At 63.1% G+C, this 16,523-nt stretch carries 15 protein-coding genes; 10 read left to right on the top strand and 5 right to left on the bottom strand.

Going from position 1 to position 16,523, the window contains the following annotated elements; translation table 11 throughout:
- Positions 1-17: 17 nt before the first annotated feature.
- Positions 18-2,864: an RNA polymerase-associated protein RapA gene (gene rapA / locus JOY50_RS24235; RefSeq protein ID WP_132846876.1), complete on the bottom strand. Its 2,847-nt coding sequence runs from the start codon at positions 2,862-2,864 to the stop codon at positions 18-20.
- Positions 2,865-3,026: 162 nt separating this feature from the next.
- Here rapA and JOY50_RS24240 point away from each other — a divergent pair, with 162 nt between their 5' ends.
- The 7 genes from JOY50_RS24240 (at position 3,027) to JOY50_RS24265 (ending at position 7,869) form a co-directional block, all read left to right on the top strand.
- Positions 3,027-3,719: a M949_RS01915 family surface polysaccharide biosynthesis protein gene (locus JOY50_RS24240; protein WP_132846877.1), complete on the top strand. Its 693-nt coding sequence runs from the start codon at positions 3,027-3,029 to the stop codon at positions 3,717-3,719.
- Between the two features lie 63 nt (positions 3,720-3,782).
- Positions 3,783-4,112, top strand: a complete 330-nt coding sequence (locus JOY50_RS24245) for a hypothetical protein (protein WP_019473330.1) — start codon at positions 3,783-3,785, stop codon at positions 4,110-4,112.
- Between the two features lie 67 nt (positions 4,113-4,179).
- A complete protein-coding gene (locus JOY50_RS24250) occupies positions 4,180-4,341 on the top strand; it encodes a hypothetical protein (RefSeq protein ID WP_003254864.1) in 162 nt (53 codons plus the stop codon).
- Between the two features lie 135 nt (positions 4,342-4,476).
- Positions 4,477-4,593, top strand: coding sequence for a cytochrome c oxidase subunit CcoM (gene ccoM, locus JOY50_RS29130; protein ID WP_003254862.1), 117 nt, complete (start codon positions 4,477-4,479; stop codon positions 4,591-4,593).
- Between the two features lie 215 nt (positions 4,594-4,808).
- Positions 4,809-6,797 (top strand): FUSC family protein, encoded by a 1,989-nt coding sequence (locus JOY50_RS24255; RefSeq protein ID WP_132846878.1) that lies wholly within the window; start codon positions 4,809-4,811, stop codon positions 6,795-6,797.
- Positions 6,784-6,990, top strand: a complete 207-nt coding sequence (locus tag JOY50_RS24260) for a DUF1656 domain-containing protein (RefSeq protein ID WP_019473332.1) — start codon at positions 6,784-6,786, stop codon at positions 6,988-6,990. The genes JOY50_RS24255 and JOY50_RS24260 overlap by 14 nt, the downstream gene beginning before the upstream one ends.
- 12 nt (positions 6,991-7,002) lie before the next feature.
- Positions 7,003-7,869, top strand: coding sequence for an HlyD family secretion protein (locus JOY50_RS24265; RefSeq protein ID WP_132846879.1), 867 nt, complete (start codon positions 7,003-7,005; stop codon positions 7,867-7,869).
- Positions 7,870-7,913: 44 nt separating this feature from the next.
- Here JOY50_RS24265 and JOY50_RS24270 read toward each other — a convergent pair whose 3' ends face one another.
- Positions 7,914-8,672, bottom strand: coding sequence for an SDR family NAD(P)-dependent oxidoreductase (locus JOY50_RS24270; RefSeq protein WP_132846880.1), 759 nt, complete (start codon positions 8,670-8,672; stop codon positions 7,914-7,916).
- 110 nt (positions 8,673-8,782) lie between these two features.
- Between JOY50_RS24270 and JOY50_RS24275 the strand changes: the two genes are divergently transcribed.
- Positions 8,783-9,700 carry a LysR family transcriptional regulator gene (locus JOY50_RS24275; protein WP_132846881.1) on the top strand — a complete coding sequence of 306 codons (918 nt, stop codon included), beginning with the start codon at positions 8,783-8,785 and terminating at the stop codon, positions 9,698-9,700.
- Positions 9,701-9,859: 159 nt separating this feature from the next.
- On the top strand, positions 9,860-10,183 hold the full coding sequence (locus JOY50_RS24280) for a DUF2025 family protein (RefSeq protein WP_016498271.1): 324 nt from the start codon (positions 9,860-9,862) through the stop codon (positions 10,181-10,183).
- A gap of 100 nt (positions 10,184-10,283) precedes the next feature.
- Here JOY50_RS24280 and JOY50_RS24285 read toward each other — a convergent pair whose 3' ends face one another.
- Complete coding sequence (locus tag JOY50_RS24285) at positions 10,284-12,869, bottom strand: EAL domain-containing protein (protein WP_132846882.1); 2,586 nt, start codon at positions 12,867-12,869, stop codon at positions 10,284-10,286.
- Between the two features lie 50 nt (positions 12,870-12,919).
- Positions 12,920-13,993 carry a diguanylate cyclase gene (locus tag JOY50_RS24290; RefSeq protein WP_132846887.1) on the bottom strand — a complete coding sequence of 358 codons (1,074 nt, stop codon included), beginning with the start codon at positions 13,991-13,993 and terminating at the stop codon, positions 12,920-12,922.
- Between the two features lie 129 nt (positions 13,994-14,122).
- Between JOY50_RS24290 and JOY50_RS24295 the strand changes: the two genes are divergently transcribed.
- Positions 14,123-15,214, top strand: a complete 1,092-nt coding sequence (locus JOY50_RS24295) for an MBL fold metallo-hydrolase (RefSeq protein WP_132846883.1) — start codon at positions 14,123-14,125, stop codon at positions 15,212-15,214.
- A 3-nt stretch (positions 15,215-15,217) separates the two neighbouring features.
- On the opposite strand, the gene JOY50_RS24300 is transcribed toward JOY50_RS24295, so the two are convergent.
- Positions 15,218-16,114 (bottom strand): formate/nitrite transporter family protein, encoded by an 897-nt coding sequence (locus JOY50_RS24300; protein WP_132846884.1) that lies wholly within the window; start codon positions 16,112-16,114, stop codon positions 15,218-15,220.
- Positions 16,115-16,523: the final 409 nt, after the last annotated feature.

Here is a 16,523-nt window from a genome sequence, read left to right on the forward strand (position 1 = left end):
CCAGAGGGCGTGTCAGATCAGCCAGCCACCAGAACGCGAATGGCTTCCAGGCGCAGGGCGGCTTTGTCCAGCATCGCTAGGCCCTCTTCACGCTGCTTGCGCAGGGCGTCGATCTCGCTGTCGCGCACGCTCGGGTTTACCGCTTGCAGTGCCACCAGGCGAGCCAGCTCTTCGTCGGCCTCAGCCGCCAGGCGGCGCTGGGCTTCAGCTACGCGCTCGACGTGGGTCGGCATGATCTTTTCTTCACCGCCACTGATGCGCTTGGCCAGCACGTCACGCTGGGCCTGGACGAACTTGTTGGCGCTGGCGCGCGGCACGCTTTCAAGCTGCTCGTTGAGGGTTTCGAAGGCCACGCGGGAGGCCAGGTCGTTGCCGTTGGCGTCGAGCAGGCAGCGCAGTGCCGCCGGCGGCAGGTAGCGGCCCAGCTGCAGGCTGCGTGGTGCCACCACCTCGCTGACGAACAGCAATTCGAGCAGGACGGTGCCTGGCTTGAGCGCCTTGTTCTTGATCAGCGCCACGGCGGTGTTGCCCATCGAGCCGGACAGCACCAGGTCCATGCCGCCCTGTACCATCGGGTGCTCCCAGGTGAGGAACTGCATGTCCTCACGTGACAGCGCCTGGCCACGGTCGTAGGTGATGGTCACGCCTTCGTCGTCGCCCAGCGGGAAGCTGGCATCGAGCATCTTTTCGCTCGGCTTGAGGATCAGGGCGTTCTCGGAATGGTCTTCGCTGTCGATGCCGAAGGCGTCGAACAGGGTTTCCATGTAGATCGGCAGGGCAAACTGGTCGTCCTGTTCGAGAATGGCCTCGACCAGCGCCTGGCCTTCGCCGGCACCGCCCGAGTTGAGCTCCAGCAGGCGGTCGCGGCCAGTGTGCAATTCGGCCTCCAGGCGCTCGCGCTCGCTGCGGGCGTCGGCCACCAGGGTATCCCAGGCCTTGCTCTCGCCACCTTCAAGCAACGGCAGCAGGCGTGGGCCGAACCGGTGCTGAAGGGCGTTGCCGGTGGGGCAGGTGTTGAGGAAGGCGTTAAGGCCTTCGTGGTACCACTGGAACAGGCGCTCTTGCGGGCTGCCCAGCAGGTACGGGATGTGCAACTGGATGGTGTGCTTCTGGCCGATCCGGTCCAGGCGGCCGATGCGCTGTTCGAGCAGGTCCGGGTGCGCTGGCAGGTCGAACATCACCAGGTGGTGGGCGAACTGGAAGTTGCGGCCTTCGCTGCCGATCTCGGAGCAGATCAGCACTTGCGCACCGAATTCTTCGTCGGCGAAGTAGGCGGCGGCGCGGTCGCGTTCGAGGATGTTCATGCCTTCATGGAACACCGAGGCCGGGATGCCGGAGCGCACGCGCAGGGCGTCTTCCAGGTCCATGGCGGTTTCGGCGTGCGCACAGATCACCAGCACCTTGGTGCGCTTGAGCATCTTCAGGGTGTCGATCAGCCAGTCGACGCGCGGGTCGAAACGCCACCAGCGCTCGTCGTCAGCCACATCGCCTTGGGCCTGGAAGGCAACTTCCGGGTACAGCTCGGCGTGCTCGCCGGCTGGCAGGTCGCGGTACTGCTCGGGTGTGGCCAGCGGGTAAGGGTGCAGCTGGCGCTCAGGGAAGCCCTGGATCGCCGCACGGGTGTTACGGAACAGGACGCGGCCGGTGCCGTGGCGGTCCAGCAGTTCGCGGATCAGGCGTGCGCTGGCCTGGCTGTCGCCGTCGCTGACCGCAGCCAGCAGGGCTTCGCCTTCGGCACCCAGGAAACCCTGGATGGTGGCGTGCGCCTTGGGCGAAAGCCGGCCTTCGTCGAGCAGTTCCTGCACGGCTTCAGCCACCGGGCGATAGTGCTCGCTCTCGGAGCGGAAGGCCGCCAGGTCGTGGAAGCGGTTGGGGTCGAGCAGGCGCAGGCGGGCGAAGTGGCTGTCCTGGCCAAGCTGCTCGGGGGTGGCGGTGAGCAGCAGCACGCCCGGGATCACTTGGGCCAGTTGCTCGACCAGGCCGTATTCGGCACTGACCTGGTCTTCGTGCCAGACCAGGTGGTGGGCCTCGTCGACGACCATCAGGTCCCAGCCAGCGGCAAACAGGGCGTCCTGGGCCTTTTCGTCGTCGACCAGCCATTCCAGCGCAACCAGCGCCAGCTGGGCATCCTCGAACGGGTTGCTGGCGTCGCTTTCGATAAAGCGCTCGGCATCGAAAAGGGCTACCTGCAGGTTGAAGCGGCGGCGCATTTCCACCAGCCACTGGTGCTGGAGGTTTTCCGGCACCAGGATCAGCACGCGGCTGGCGCGCCCCGACAGCAGCTGGCGATGAATCACCAGGCCAGCCTCGATGGTTTTACCCAGGCCCACTTCGTCGGCCAGCAGTACCCGCGGGGCGCTGCGGTCGGCGACTTCGCGAGCGATGTGCAATTGGTGGGCGATCGGTTGCGCACGGCAGCCACCCAGGCCCCACAGCGCCGACTGCATCTGCTTGCTGGTGTGCTGCAGCGTGTTGTAGCGCAGGCTGAACCAAGACAGCGGGTCGATCTGCCCGGCGAACAGCCGGTCGCTGGCCAGGCGGAACTGGATGAAGTTCGACAGTTGGGTTTCTGGCAGGGTACGCGGCTGGTTTTGCGCGTCCAGGCCGTGGTAGACCATCAGCCCGTCGATGTCATCGACTTCGCGCACGGTCAGCTTCCAGCCCTCGAAGTGGGTGATCTGGTCACCTGGCGAGAAGCGCACGCGAGTCAGCGGCGCGTTGCGCAGGGAATACTGGCGGGTGTCGCCAGTGGCCGGGTAGAGCACGGTCAACAGGCGGCCATCCTGCGCCAGGATGGTACCCAGGCCGAGCTCTGCTTCGCTGTCGCTGATCCAGCGTTGCCCCGGTTGATACTGCTGCGCCATACTGCCTGAACTCCCGCGATGAAAAAGCCGATTATGTTAACGGATCGGCCGGTCAGACCAAAGTGCGAACGCACCGAAAGGTGCCGAACGACAACAGGAAGTAAGTCAGTCTAGCCGTTTCATCGCCTCGCACCGTGCAGCTGACGAGGGCCCCGGATCAACATGTCTGCCAAGCACCGCTGGATCAGCGCTTCCATGGCCGTGGGCAGCCTGCTGCTGACCGCCTGCGAGCAGAAAAACTTCGAGGCCTTGCCCGCCATCCCGATGGAGCAGCTTGAGGTACTGGGCGTGCAGACGCCGATCAAGAGCGTGCACTTTCGTGACCGCGACGGTGAAGGCCTGTTGGTATTGAGCCGCAGCGATGGCCAGGCCAGCGACCCTGAAAGCGAACAGGAAGTGGACAAGGTGGTGCTCAAGGCCACCTTGTACGGGCGCACTGCCGAAAGCGATGCATTCAAGGCACGCTGGCAGATCGAGCAGGAAACCACCTGCCCGGGGCTGGACCTGGACGTGGACTTCTATACCGACGTCAGTGATGTCAGCGACCTGAACAAGGACGGTGTCGCCGAGGTTACGGTGGCCAGCCATGCCTTCTGTGGCGGCGGCATCGACCCGCACGATATCGCTATCGAGATGCGCGAAGGGCAGGCCAGCTACACCATCACCGGCCAGTCGCTGATCAGCCCGGCGGGTGAGGAGCCGATCGGCGGTGACCGGGATGACAGTGCCTCGCTCAAAGCCGCGCCGCAGGTGCTGCGCGACCACATGGATGCGGTCTGGCAGCAGGTTTACAAGCGGCCCTGGAGCGAAGCCAGCCCGCCAAGCGACGATGACCCTGACGACGAAGCCGAGTAATGGTTGTCCATGACATCAAGGTAAACCCGCGCCTGCCGATACAGGGGGCATAGGAGAACGTCCATGCTGCCGCCAATCATCCCGCTCAGCGCCGCCCCGGTGACCTCGCAACTGGACCCGGTCAAGCCGACCCCCGACATCAAGCCGGTGGTGCCGGCGCAGCCTGCGTCCAGCGAAAGTGGCATCGACCTCAAGCACCAGCGCGACCCGCAGGAGCAGGTGCTGTTGCTGCGCGAGGAGCAGCGTCGCCAGCAGCAACGTCGCAAGCAGGGCGAGCAGGATCGCTACAGTGCCGTGCCAGGTGACGAGGTCAACGCTGACAACACCGTGCCGGTCGCCCCGTTGATGGGCGAGCACGTACGCCAAGGTCTGCTGGTGGACATCGAAGTCTGACGCGGGGCTGGTCAGCGCCTGCGCCTGGCTTCATCATGCAAGCCTCAGTTGATCGTCGAGCCCGCCCATGAGCCAAGACAACCTCATCGATTTTGATGCCGAACGCGCCAAGCGTGTTCACGACCTCAAGGAAAAGCGCCTGAACGAAATGCGCAACGCGTTCGAGCAGGCCCTGCCGTTGAGCACCAGCAAGAAAAAGAAGCCCAAGGGCAAACCCAAGAAGCGCTGAAACTTGACGCAGGTCAATCCTGCACCCGCCTCGCGTGCCCGGCCCCGGGCACCATTGACCCTGATCAATTTTCTCCCCCCTCAGATTGGTTAACGTTCACCCATCGGACAACGGCAGACGAATGGGGAGGCCCGCATGTTCTTCGACAACGTGGTTATCGCCGGTGTGGTAACGGTCGGGTTGATGGTGGCTTTCTTTGCCGGTCTGGGCATTTTCATCTGGAAGGACTCGAACAAGCGCAAGCCGCGCTGACCTTCCGGGTATACGAGCACGCAAGGCATTTAGGGCGACTTCGGTCGCCCATTTTTTTGCCTGGGATTTAAGTGTTGCCTGTGCCGGCTCTTTCGCAGCACAGGCTTACCGATGTTCCAATAAAGATGATTAGCTAGCTAATTAATCGTTTCCGCATTATCCTCCTCTCTATTGTCTATCTTTTCAGTACGACCATCCCCCGCAAGGTCCGCCTAGTGCCCATCACCCTTCAGGCCCTGTTCGCCCCCACCAGCCTCGCCCTCAAGTTCGCCATCAAGACCTTGCTCGGTGGCGGCCTGGCGTTGTGGCTGGCGATGCGCTGGGGCCTGGAGCAGCCGTCCTGGGCACTGATGACCGCCTTCATCGTCGCCCAGCCACTGTCAGGGATGGTGGTGCAGAAAGGCCTGGCACGGCTGGCCGGTACCTTGGTCGGCACGGTCATGTCAGTGGTGTTCATCGGCCTGTTTGCCCAGACCCCTGGCTTGTTCCTCATTACCTTGGCGCTATGGCTGGCGCTGTGCACTGCTGCCTCGACCCAACTGCGCAGCGCCTGGGCCTATGCCTTTGTATTGGCTGGCTACACCGCGGCGATTATTGCCTTGCCGGCCATCGATCACCCGTTGCAGGTGTTCGACCAGGCCGTGGCGCGCTGTACCGAGATCTGCCTGGGCATTTTTTGCGCCACCGCCACCAGTGCCTTGCTCTGGCCAATGCGGGTGGAGCAGCAATTGGGCGGGCAGGCCCGGCAGGCCTGGCAGAACGGCCTGCAGGCTGCCAGTGCCATGCTGGGCGGCGAGGATGAGGCGCGCAAAGGTTTGCTGGAGAGCCTGGGGCGTATCGTTGCCATCGACAGCCAGCGTGAACATGCCTGGTTCGAGGGCAACCGCGGGCGCCAGCGCGCCCGCGCCATTCGTGGACTGAGCCAGAAGCTGATGGTGCTGTTGCGCATCTCGCGCTCGGTGCGCCGGCAGTGGCGGCAACTCGATGAGCGTGAGGCAGCACACTTGGCACACTGGCTGGAAGAGGTTCGCGCGCTTCTGGCCAAACCCGACCAGCCCAGCCTGTTGCTGCTGCGCCAGCGCATCTGGGATGCCGCCCATGATGAGCAAATCAGTTCGACGGAGCACTACTGCCTGGCGCGCATGGCCTTGCTACTGGATTACGCCATGGCCGCCAGCCTGGCGCTGGAGGATGTGGAGGCGGGCAGGGCGCCCAAGGATGTGTCCCAAGGCCTGGCCGTGCACCGCGACTGGTCGCTGGCCTTGCTGTTCGGTTCACGCAGCGCACTGGCTTTTCTGGTGATGAGCGGCTTCTGGCTGGCGACAGCGTGGCCTTCGGCGCCGGGTGGCCTGGTGTTGACTTGCGTGGTCTGCAGCCTGTTCGCCAGCCGCGAGAACGGCGCGCAGATTGGCCTGAGCTTCCTGCGTGGGATCTTCCTTGCGATACCTGCGGCGTTTCTGGTCGGGCAGATCCTGCTGCCGCAATGGAGCAGCTTCGCCATGCTTTGCCTGGGCATGGGTGTGCCGTTGTTTTTCGGCGCATTGGGCATGGCCCACCCACGCACCGGGGCCACCGCCACTTCCTATTGCCTGCACTTCATTGTGCTGGTGTCCCCGCTCAACGCCATGCAGTTTGGTGTGGCGACCATGCTCAACAGTGCACTGGCGATGCTGGTGGGGGTGTCGGCAGCGGTGATGGCCTTCCGTTTACTGGTGTTCCGCCACCCAGCCTGGCTGGGCCGGCGCCTGCGGGCAGCCACCCAGAGCGACCTGGTGCGCCTGACCCGGCGTGACCTGCGCGGTGCCGACAGCTGGTTTGGCGGGCGCATGGCCGACCGCCTGATGCAACTGGCGCGGCATGCTGGCGAGCTGCCCGAAAGCGAGCGCAAGCGCTGGGATGACGGCCTGCATGGGCTGGATATTGGCGATGAACTGGTGCACCTGCGCATGTGCCTGGCGGTCGCCCAAGCCCCCTTGGGACGGGCCGAGCGCGAGTACTTGCAGCAGGTAGAGGCGGTACTGGCCAAAGGGCCGGCCGGCGGGCGCGGGCAGCGCCTGGACGCCGCCAGTGAACAGTTCATTGCCGCCTTGCGTCGGCTGCCAGCGAGTGACCCGCTGCGGCTGGCCGAAGGTGCGGTGCTGCAATTGCAGAAAAGCTGGGGCAAATGGTGCCGTTGGCAGGAGGAAGCCCATGGGGTTGCGTGAATGGGAAGTGGGCGGCGTGCTGCTCAGCCCGTTTCTGCTTTATGTGTTGCTGGCACTGGTGCTCACCGGCGTGCTGCGCCTGGTGGTGCAGGCGACGCCGTTGGGGCGCTGGATCTGGCATGAAGCGTTGTTCGACGCAGCGCTGTTCGTTTGTGTGTTGTTCCTGGTGGTGAGGCTGCTGGGAGCTTTATAAAGGAGTGTTTCGATGCGTGCGGCCGTACGTACCCTGGTAACGCTGTGTGTGGTGGCTCTGGCCGTGTGGGCCGGCTACCAGCTGTGGCAGTACTACATGCTTACGCCCTGGACCCGCGACGCCCGTGTGCGCGCCGATGTGGTGGTAATCGCCCCTGACGTGTCCGGCTGGGTACGTGAGCTGAACGCCCGCGATAACCAGCAGGTCAAGGCGGGCGACCTGTTGATGAGCATCGACCGCGAGCGCTTCCAGGCGGCCTTCGACCAGGCCAGCGCGGTAACAGAGACCCGTGCCCAGCAACTGCGCTTGCGCGAGCGCGAGGCAGCCCGGCGTACCGCCCTGGGGCCAGAGGCGATCAGTGCCGAGCTGCGTGAAAACGCCCAGATCAATGCCGCTATCGCCCGCGGCGAACTGCATGAAGCTGAAGCGCAGTTGCAGGTGGCCAAGATCAACCTGGCGCGCAGTGAAGTGCGCGCACCGCGCAGCGGGCATATCACCAACCTGCGTCTGGCGCAGGGCAACTATGTGAACACCGGGCAATCGGTAATGGCCTTGGTGGATGATTCAACCTTTTATATCCAGGCCTATTTCGAGGAAACCAAGCTGCCGCGTATTCGTGTGGGGGACACGGTGAAAGTCTGGCTGATGGGCGCCGGCGAACCGATGCAAGGGCATGTGGAAAGCATCAGCCGCGGCATCACCGACCGCAACAGTAACCCCGACAGCCAGTTGCTGCCGGAGGTGGAGCCAACCTTCAACTGGGTGCGGCTGGCCCAGCGCATACCCGTAAGGATTCGCCTGGACCAGGTACCGGAAGGGGTGACCCTGAGTGCAGGCATGACCGCGAGCGTGCAGGTGCATGAGCACCGCGATCAATAGTGGAGGCCCTGGGGGGGCCGCACAGCGGCCCCAAACTCTCGGATTCAGAGGAACATGCCGCCCGACACTTCCAACCGTTGCCCGGTAATCCAGCCATTGCCGTCTTCCAGCAGCAGCGCAATCGCTGCCCCGATATCATCCGGCAAGCCCACGCGGCCCAGCGCCGTATTGCCGGCAATGTATTCATTCACCTGCTGGTTATCCCGCACCACGCCGCCGCCAAAATCGGTCTCGATCGCCCCCGGCGCCAGAATGTTCACGCGAATGCCACGCGCGCCAAGTTCCTTGGCTTGGTAACGAGTCAGCACCTCCATTGCGCCCTTCATCGCGGCATAGGCGGCATACCCCGGCAGCGCAAAGCGCGCCAGGCCGGTGGAAATGTTGACGATGCGGCCATTGTCGACCAACAGCGGCAGCAGGCGCTGAGTAAGGAAGAACGGCCCTTTGAGCTGAATATTCAGTAACTGGTCAAACTGCGCCTCGCTGGTTTCTGTGTACGGCACGTTCAGGCCGATCCCGGCATTGTTCACTAGAAAGTCAAAACGCTCGCGGCCAAAGTGCTGCTGCAGCGTGCTGCCCAGGCGCTCGGTGAAGCTGGCAAAACTGCTGCTGTCGCTGACGTCCAGTTGCAGCATGGCTGCCTTGACTCCGGCCTGTTCCAGTCGGGCAACTACGGCTTGGGCTTCGTCCGCCTTGCTGTGGTAGGTGCCAACCACATCGATACCGCGTGCGGCCAGGTGTTCGGCAGCATTACGGCCAAGGCCGCGGCTGGCGCCAGTGATCAGGGCAATTTTGCGGGTCATGGTGAATACCTCAGGGTGGGTGGATGAGGGCAGGTTATTGGTCGGCGCGAGGCTGTTAAATCCTGTAAAAATGGAAATACTGTTCGCCATAACCGGATAGTCGAGGCCGAATGAACAAGCTTGAGTTGTTACGCACCTTCGTGCGGGTCAGTGAGGTCAGCAGTTTCACCCTGGCTGCCGAGAGCCTGAGGCTGCCACGCTCGACTGTGTCAGAGCAGGTGAAGGCGCTGGAACGCTTGCTGGGCACGCAGTTGTTCAACCGTACGACCCGCCGGGTACAGGCGACCCAGGATGGCGCCTTGCTGTACGAGCGTAGCAAGGACCTGCTGTCAGGCATGGACGAGATCGAGAGCCTGTTCAGCGCCGACGATGCCGAGCTGGCAGGGCGCCTGCGCATCGACCTGCCGACCATGATGGCCCGGCGGGTCATCATCCCGGCGTTGCCGCAGTTTTTGCAGCGCTTTCCGCGGCTGGAGGTGGAACTCAGTAGCACTGACCGCCAGGTCGATCTGCTGCGCGAAGGGTTTGACTGTGTGATGCGCATAGGAGTCCTGCATGACCTGGATGTGGTAGCGCGGCCGGTCGGGCAACTGAGCATGCGCAACTGTGCCAGCCCCGCCTACCTGGCCCGCTACGGCGTGCCGCAGACGCCGCAGGAGCTGGCCGGGCACCAGCTGGTGCACTACGTGCGTACCCTGGGTGGGCGCAGCGCCGGGTTCGAATACCTGCAAGGTGGTGAGCTGCATTACCAGGCCATGGCCGGTGTGGTCACGGTCAACAACGCCGAGGCCTACTCGGCGGCCTGCCTGGCCGGGCTGGGGTTGATCCAGGTACCGGCGGTGGGTGTGGCCGAGCATCTGCAGCGAGGCGAGCTGGTTTCGCTACTGGAAGACTGGCAGGCCCCGGCCATGCCGGTGTCACTGCTGTATGCCCGGCAACAGCACGTGCCACGCCGGGTTCAGGCGTTCATGCAGTGGCTGGCGGCGGTGCTGGCGTCGCAGGTCGACCCAGCGCCAAGTGAACGCTGAACAGGGTGCCGGGCGAAGGTACAGACGTGCGGGGCAAGCACCAAAACCCGTGGCGAACGGCCTGGCACTTCCGTTAGGCTCCAGTTTGCGAGTTGCCCGGTAGAGGCGACCGATCCCCGCCAGGCGTGCGTATCTTTCGATTCATTGCGAGGTTACGTCATGGCCATCACTTCCCAGGACATTTGCAACGCCGCCGACCAGCTCAAGGGCTTTGTCGGTTTTCATGGCAAGCGCGGCGTTCATATTGTGCGTTTTTCCGAGGACTCGTTCGGCATGGACGTGGCCGACGACAGCATTACCCCCTGCAGCGAGTTTGTCTGGCGTGCCGAGCAAGGGCAGCGCATGGCGCTTTGCCGTGAGCGGCTGGCGCTGCTGCTGGAGCAGCATGTGGATGACCGACTGAACATTGCTGAGCCACTGCGCGCCTACCTGCGCCGCCGGGATCTGCCAGAGATCGTGGCCGAACGCAGCATGCAGCAATAAACCCGGCCCTTGCAGGAGCAGCCTTGTGCTGCGAAGAGGCTGGTGAAGCCACCATCAACTGTGCAGCTTGTACCGGACTCTTCGCAGCACAAGGCTGCTCCTACAAGGGCTGTGCAGTGCTTTGAGAGGGGTGCTGCAGCAGCGCCGCCAGCCCTGCACTGTCCAGTGGCCGGCTCAGGTAAAAGCCTTGCACTTCGTGGCAGTGGTCCTTTTCCAGCGCGCTGAGCTGCTGTTCGCTCTCCACGCCTTCGGCCGTCACCGTCAACCCCATCGCCTCACCCAGGCTGATGATGGCCTGGACCACGGCGCGATCGCTGCCGCCGTTGCTGTTCAGGCCACTGATGAAGCGCTTGTCGATCTTGATGCTGTCGAACGGGTAGGTGCGCAGGTAGCCCAGCGATGAGTAGCCGGTGCCAAAATCGTCCATGTTCAGGCGCACCCCCAGCTCCTTGAGCGACAGCATGGTGCCCAGCGCGCCCTCGATGTCGTTGAGCATCACGTTTTCGGTAATTTCCAGCTCCAGGCGCTGGGCCGGGAAGCCGGTGTCCAGCAGGATCCCACGCACGTCGGCGACCACATCGCTACGCAGGAACTGCGCAGGCGACAGGTTCACCGAAACCAGAATGTCGGCGGGCCAGTCGTGGGCAGTGCGGCAGGCTTCGCGCAGCACCCAGCGGCCCAGCGCGACGATGATGTCGCTCTGCTCGGCCAGCGGGATGAAGGTATCGGGCCCCAGCAACCCTTCCTGTGGGTGCTGCCAGCGCAGCAAGGCTTCGACCGCGACGATGCGCAGGTCGCTGAGGCGGTAGCGTGGCTGGTAGTGCAGCACGAACTCCTGGTTGCGCAATGCCCGGCGCAAGTCGTTTTCCAACTGGCGGCGATACTGGATCTGCTGGTTCATTTCGGCGGCAAAATAGCGCCAGGTATTCTTGCCATCGGCCTTGGCCTGGTACAGGGCGATGTCGGCGCAGCGGATCAGTTCGCCGGCATCGAAACCTTGGGTGCGGGTCTGTGCGACGCCGATACTGACCCCGACGTGCAGCGGTTGGCTGTCAAAGCTGATGGGTTGCTGCAGCAGGCCGATCAGGCGTGCGCAGAAGCGGTCGACTTCGCTGCGGTTATCCATGCCGTTGAGGACCACAATGAACTCGTCGCCGCCCAGGCGTGCGACCAGGTCGCCATCGCGGGTGGTGTCGCGCAGGCGCGTCGCCACTTCCTGCAGCACGGCATCCCCGGCGGCATGGCCGAGGGAGTCGTTGATCGGCTTGAAGTTGTCCAGATCCAGCAACAGCAAGGTCAGTGGCGGTGATTCATTGCCGCGCAGCAGGGCCTGCTCCAGGTGCCTGGCGAGCTTGTTGCGGTTGGCCAGGCCCGTGAGCGGGTCGTGCAGCGACAGGTGCTGGATGCGGGCGTGGGCGTCGACTTCGTCGGTGATGTCACTGGCGGTGCCACGAAAACCGATGGGTGTGTCGTCATGCCAGATGGCGCGGGCCGAAATCCTACAGTAGCGGTTCTGCCCATTCTGGTCGCGGTAAGTACAGCGCAGGTTGGCCAGATGCTGAGGGTCTGCGTTGGCGAGGGCGTCCAGCCAGGGCGAGAGCGGCGTGGTATCGCAGGCCAGCAACTGGTTGAGCGGGTGGCCCAGCCAGTCGTCCAGCGGGTAGCCGGTGACATTTGCAAAGCGCTGCGACAGGTACGTAAGGCGTTGTTGTCGGTCGGTTTCCCAGATCCAGTCAGATGCCGACTCGGCCACTGCGCGAAAGCGCTGTTCACTGGCCTCCAGCGCTTGGTTGCTCTGCTGCAGGTGCGAAAGCGTGAGGCCGATTGCCCGCGAGCTGCGCAGGGTGAGGCGGAACAGGTAGAGCATGATCAGGCCAAGTATCAGCAGTGCGCCCAACAGGGCTGGCATTACCGCCCACAACAGTTGGTGCCCAGGCAGCGGGCTGCTCCAGGACAAGTGATAGCCGGTGTCGCCCAGCTCGATACGCAGGTGGTCATGCTGCTGCATGTCTTCCTTTTCCACATGCATGCCGGCCAGGCCTGCACCCTTGCCCAGCTGCGCCAGTTTTTCTTCGGTAAGCTGGTCAACGAACAGCATCACCGGCGCCTGGCTTACCTCGCTGTCGGTGACATCGCGGTCCGGGCGTATGGCTGCGGCACTGAGTATGGCTGGCCAGCCATTGAACAACACGAAGCGGGTGATCTGCTCGCGGGGAATGGCTGCCGCACGGGCCTGGTCGATGATTGGCTGGAGCGTTGCGTCTATATAAGTGTTGGCGCCTGCCTGGCTGGGCTGGCCTTTGAACAGGGCGTAGGTGGTGCGGTCGTTTTCCACCACGAACACCCCTTCGTAGCCGCTGGCGCTGTACAGCGACTCGCCTATGTTCTTTTCCTCGTAGGCCCATTGCCAGTCGGCGTGCCCCGCCAAGTGCTCGAAGGCCGCGTCCCATACGGCATAGCTGGACAGAAACCGGCGTGAGGCCAGCAGCCGTTGTTCCAGCGCCTGGGTCGCATGGAAGGCGCTACGCTCGCGCTCCTGCTGGTCGAGCGTGGTCGCGATATTGAACAAGGCGCCGAGGATGACCAGGCAGGCCAGCCCGAACACTGCGCTGAAACCGGCAATCAGGTGGCGTACCTGAAAACGCGGCGTCGGGCTTGCGGGTGGAAGGTTGGCGGTCCTGGCCATGCGCGAGCGGCTCCTTCAAGCAGCCCCCACCGGGCAATCAGGCAGGAGGTTCAATCAGGATAGGCCAGCCTGAGCGTCGCAGCCTCGCCGCGGGCAAAATTGACTTGGTCTCGGCCTGCGTGCTTGGCGGTGTAAAGCGCCTTGTCCGCCTGGTCCAGCCAGTGTTCCGGGGACTCAAGGCCTGCCTCGAACGCTGACAGGCCGATGCTGAGGCTGATGCGCAGGTGCGGCAACTGCGGGTTACGGTAGTTGGCGACCTGTTCGCGCAGGCGCTCCATGACGTGACAGGCCTGAGGTTCGCTGGTCGCCGGCAGGATCACGCAGAACTCGTCGCCGCCGTACCGTCCGGCCTGGTCGCCTTCGCGCAGGTTGCGCCGTAGCTCGGCACTGAGCTGGCGCAGTACACAATCGCCGACCACGTGGCCGAAGGTGTCGTTGATGGTCTTGAAATGGTCGATGTCGATCAGGGCAATGACCGCGTCCCCCTGTTGCAGCCTGCAGGCCTGAAACTTCAACAGCAGCAGGTCTTTCCAGGCGCCATGGTTGAGCAGCCCGGTCAGGCTGTCGGTGAGGCTCAGCGCGCTCAGCCGGCGCTTGTGGTCGGCCAGCTTGATCGCCAGTTGGTAGCACACCCAGCCCAGGGCCAGCGGGTACAACGTCAGCATTGGCAGGCAGGCATAAACTTGCAGGGGTGTGGCGTTCAGCTGCAGGCCGGGGCCGAGCACCAGAACGGCGACAAGCATGCCGGCCAGCTGGGCCAGTGCCCCGCGCACGACCAGCCGCTTGCCGCCGGCAGCGACGTTATTCATGGTCATCATCGACAGCACGGTCACGCTGGGCAGCGGGTTGAAGTGCATGGCGGCGGTCCAGAACCCGCCCATCAGTGAATCGAGCAGCAAATTGCGCTGTTCCGCCTGGTAAGGAGTTGCCGAGCGGGTAGCCCAAAAGTAGGCCACGTGCGGCCACAGCAGCCCGTTGAACAGCAGCAGCCCCCATAACCAGGCAGGCGGTGTCAGCGGAGCCATGCCGGCCATGACGCTGAGCAGACCGATGCCCATGCCGATAACGCGCGGCAGGTAGATGCGCTTGACGAATGAAAGGCCTTTGCCGCTGCGATTGTCCATCATGGTCATTGTTCTTCTGCCGGGTACCGTTTATCGCATAACGCATGTGAATATTGTTGAACACTGTTTGATCGGCGAAAAATGACCTTACAAGCCAATTCACGGTTGATCCGATCACTGTGGGGTAGCATGAAGGCTCTTCTGTTGCTTGGAGTGTTGCTGATGGTTCCTTTGGCCAACCACGCCGGCGAGCCGGCACCACAGCGGGACGGGCGTTTTCACAACCAGGTAATGCAGCAGCAGGATGGCGTGCTGAAAAAACTGCGCATCGGGCTCAAGTACCTGTTCCTGCGCAAACCGCCACAAACCCGGCCAGCCTTGCCGATCAGCCTCCAGCCCATGACCCGCCAGCAGGTGCTCGATGCCCCGGACCACAGCTTGTGGCGCCTGGGCCATTCCACGGTATTGCTGAAGTTGCGCGGGCGTTTCTTCATTACCGACCCGGTGTTCGCCGAGCGCGCCTCCCCTGTACAGTGGGCCGGCCCGTTGCGCTTCCATGCACCGCCGCTGGCGCTGGACCAGTTGCCGCCGCTGGCTGCGGTGGTGCTGTCGCATGATCACTTCGACCACCTCGACGAGCAGGCGATTCGCCAGTTGGCGCCGCACACCGGGGTGTTCCTGGCGCCACTGGGCGTGGGCGAGCTGCTGATGAGCTGGGGTGTGGCCCCGGCGAAAGTCCGGCAACTGGACTGGTGGCAAGAAAGCGTCGTGGAAGGCGTGCGCTTCGTCGCTACCCCGGCGCAGCACTTTTCCGGGCGCGGGCTGCTGGACAGTAATCGAACGTTATGGGCGTCGTGGGTGATCATCGATGAGGATGTGCGGGTGTTCTTCAGTGGCGATACCGGGTACTTCGACGGATTCAAGCAGATAGGCGAGCGTTTCGGGCCGTTCGACCTGACCATGATTGAAACCGGCGCCTACAACGTGGCCTGGCCCGATGTGCACATGCAGCCAGAACAGAGCCTGCAGGCCCACATGGATTTGCGTGGGCGCTGGATGCTGCCGATTCACAACGGCACTTTCGACCTGTCCACCCACAGCTGGCAGGAGCCCTTCGAACGCATACTGACACTGGCCAACCAGGCTCAGGTGCGCTTGAGCACCCCGCAGATGGGCGAACGGGTCAGCCTTGACTCTCCGCATGCCGGGCAGAACTGGTGGCAGCCGCGGCCCTTGCGTCAGCGGGGCCAGGCGAACGAGCGCACAATGGCGGCACGCTGAACTTCACTGTTTGTCGTCCTTGCTGCGCGAGGGGCGGTCCTGGTCGTCTTTCAATAATTGCGAGGGTGGCTTGCCGCTGTCACTGCGTACCTGGGCATGGCTGATCAGGCCGAAGATAAAGCTGCCGCCAATGATGTTGCCCGCCAGGGTCGGCAAGGCGAACTCCAGCCAGAAGCTGCGCCAGGTCTCATCGCCGGCCCAGACCAGATAAGACACTTCGACCGAGCCCACTACTATATGGGTAAAGTCGCCAAGCGCCATCAGGTAGGTGATCATCAGGATGATCCAGATCTTGGCGTGCTCCATGGACGGAATCATCCAGACCATGGTGGCGATCATCCAGCCCGAGACGATGCCCTTGGCAAACATCTGGCTGATGTCGTTCTTCATGACCTTGCGGCCGATCTCCAGGAAGGCCACATCGGTCTTGCTGTCAAAGATCGGCAGCTCCAGCATGACCCAGGCCACCAGCAGGGTACCGGCCAGATTGCCGAGTAATACCACGCCCCACAAGCGCAACAGGCGACCGAAGTTGGCCAGGGTAGGGGCGGTCATGACCGGCAGCACGGCGGTGAGGGTGTTCTCGGTAAACAGTTGCTGGCGTGCCAGGATAACGGCAAGAAAGCCGGCGCTGTAGCCGATGCTGGCAACCACCTGGGCACTGTCACCGTCCGGCAGGCGGGCGTAGAACAGCCCCATGGCCATCAGCGACAACCCCATGGACAAGCCGGCGGCCAGTGCCGACCACCACAGAGCGGCGAGCGTGCGCTCCAGCTCCTGGTCGCCCTGGTAGCGAATGATCTCGTGCAGCACTGCCGCCCGCGGCGGCTGGTTGTGGCTAACTTCCTGCTCTTCATCTGCAGACAGGCCCGGGGTTTTCTCGCTTTGCGCATCGCTCATGGCCGCTACGCTCCGTGTGGGTGTTTCATTACAGATCCGCTGCGCTTTCATTAGTTGCCAGGTGGGGCCAAACACGTTCGGAAAGTTTTTTAGATCAAGGTGTTGACTCTAATTTTAAAGCGCGTATTATTCGCCTCCTCGCAGCGACAAACGCTTCGGGGCAAGCGGTAAGTGTTTGAAGTTCTTAGCTTTCGAAACAAAGCGGTTGTAAAAAACTTCAAAATAAACGCTTGACAGCAAATGAGGAAAGCGTAGAATGCGCGCCTCGGTTGAGATGAAAACCTCTTAACCAAACGCTCTTTAACAAATCGAATCAAGCAATTCGTGTGGGTGCTTGTGAGTATGGACTGATAGTCAAAAAGATTATCAGCATCACAAGTGACCATGCGAGAAATCACATAGTCATTTG

Origin of the sequence: Pseudomonas sp. BP01 (assembly GCF_022760795.1) — a bacterium.
In the GTDB taxonomy this organism is placed as follows: domain Bacteria; phylum Pseudomonadota; class Gammaproteobacteria; order Pseudomonadales; family Pseudomonadaceae; genus Aquipseudomonas; species Aquipseudomonas putida_Q.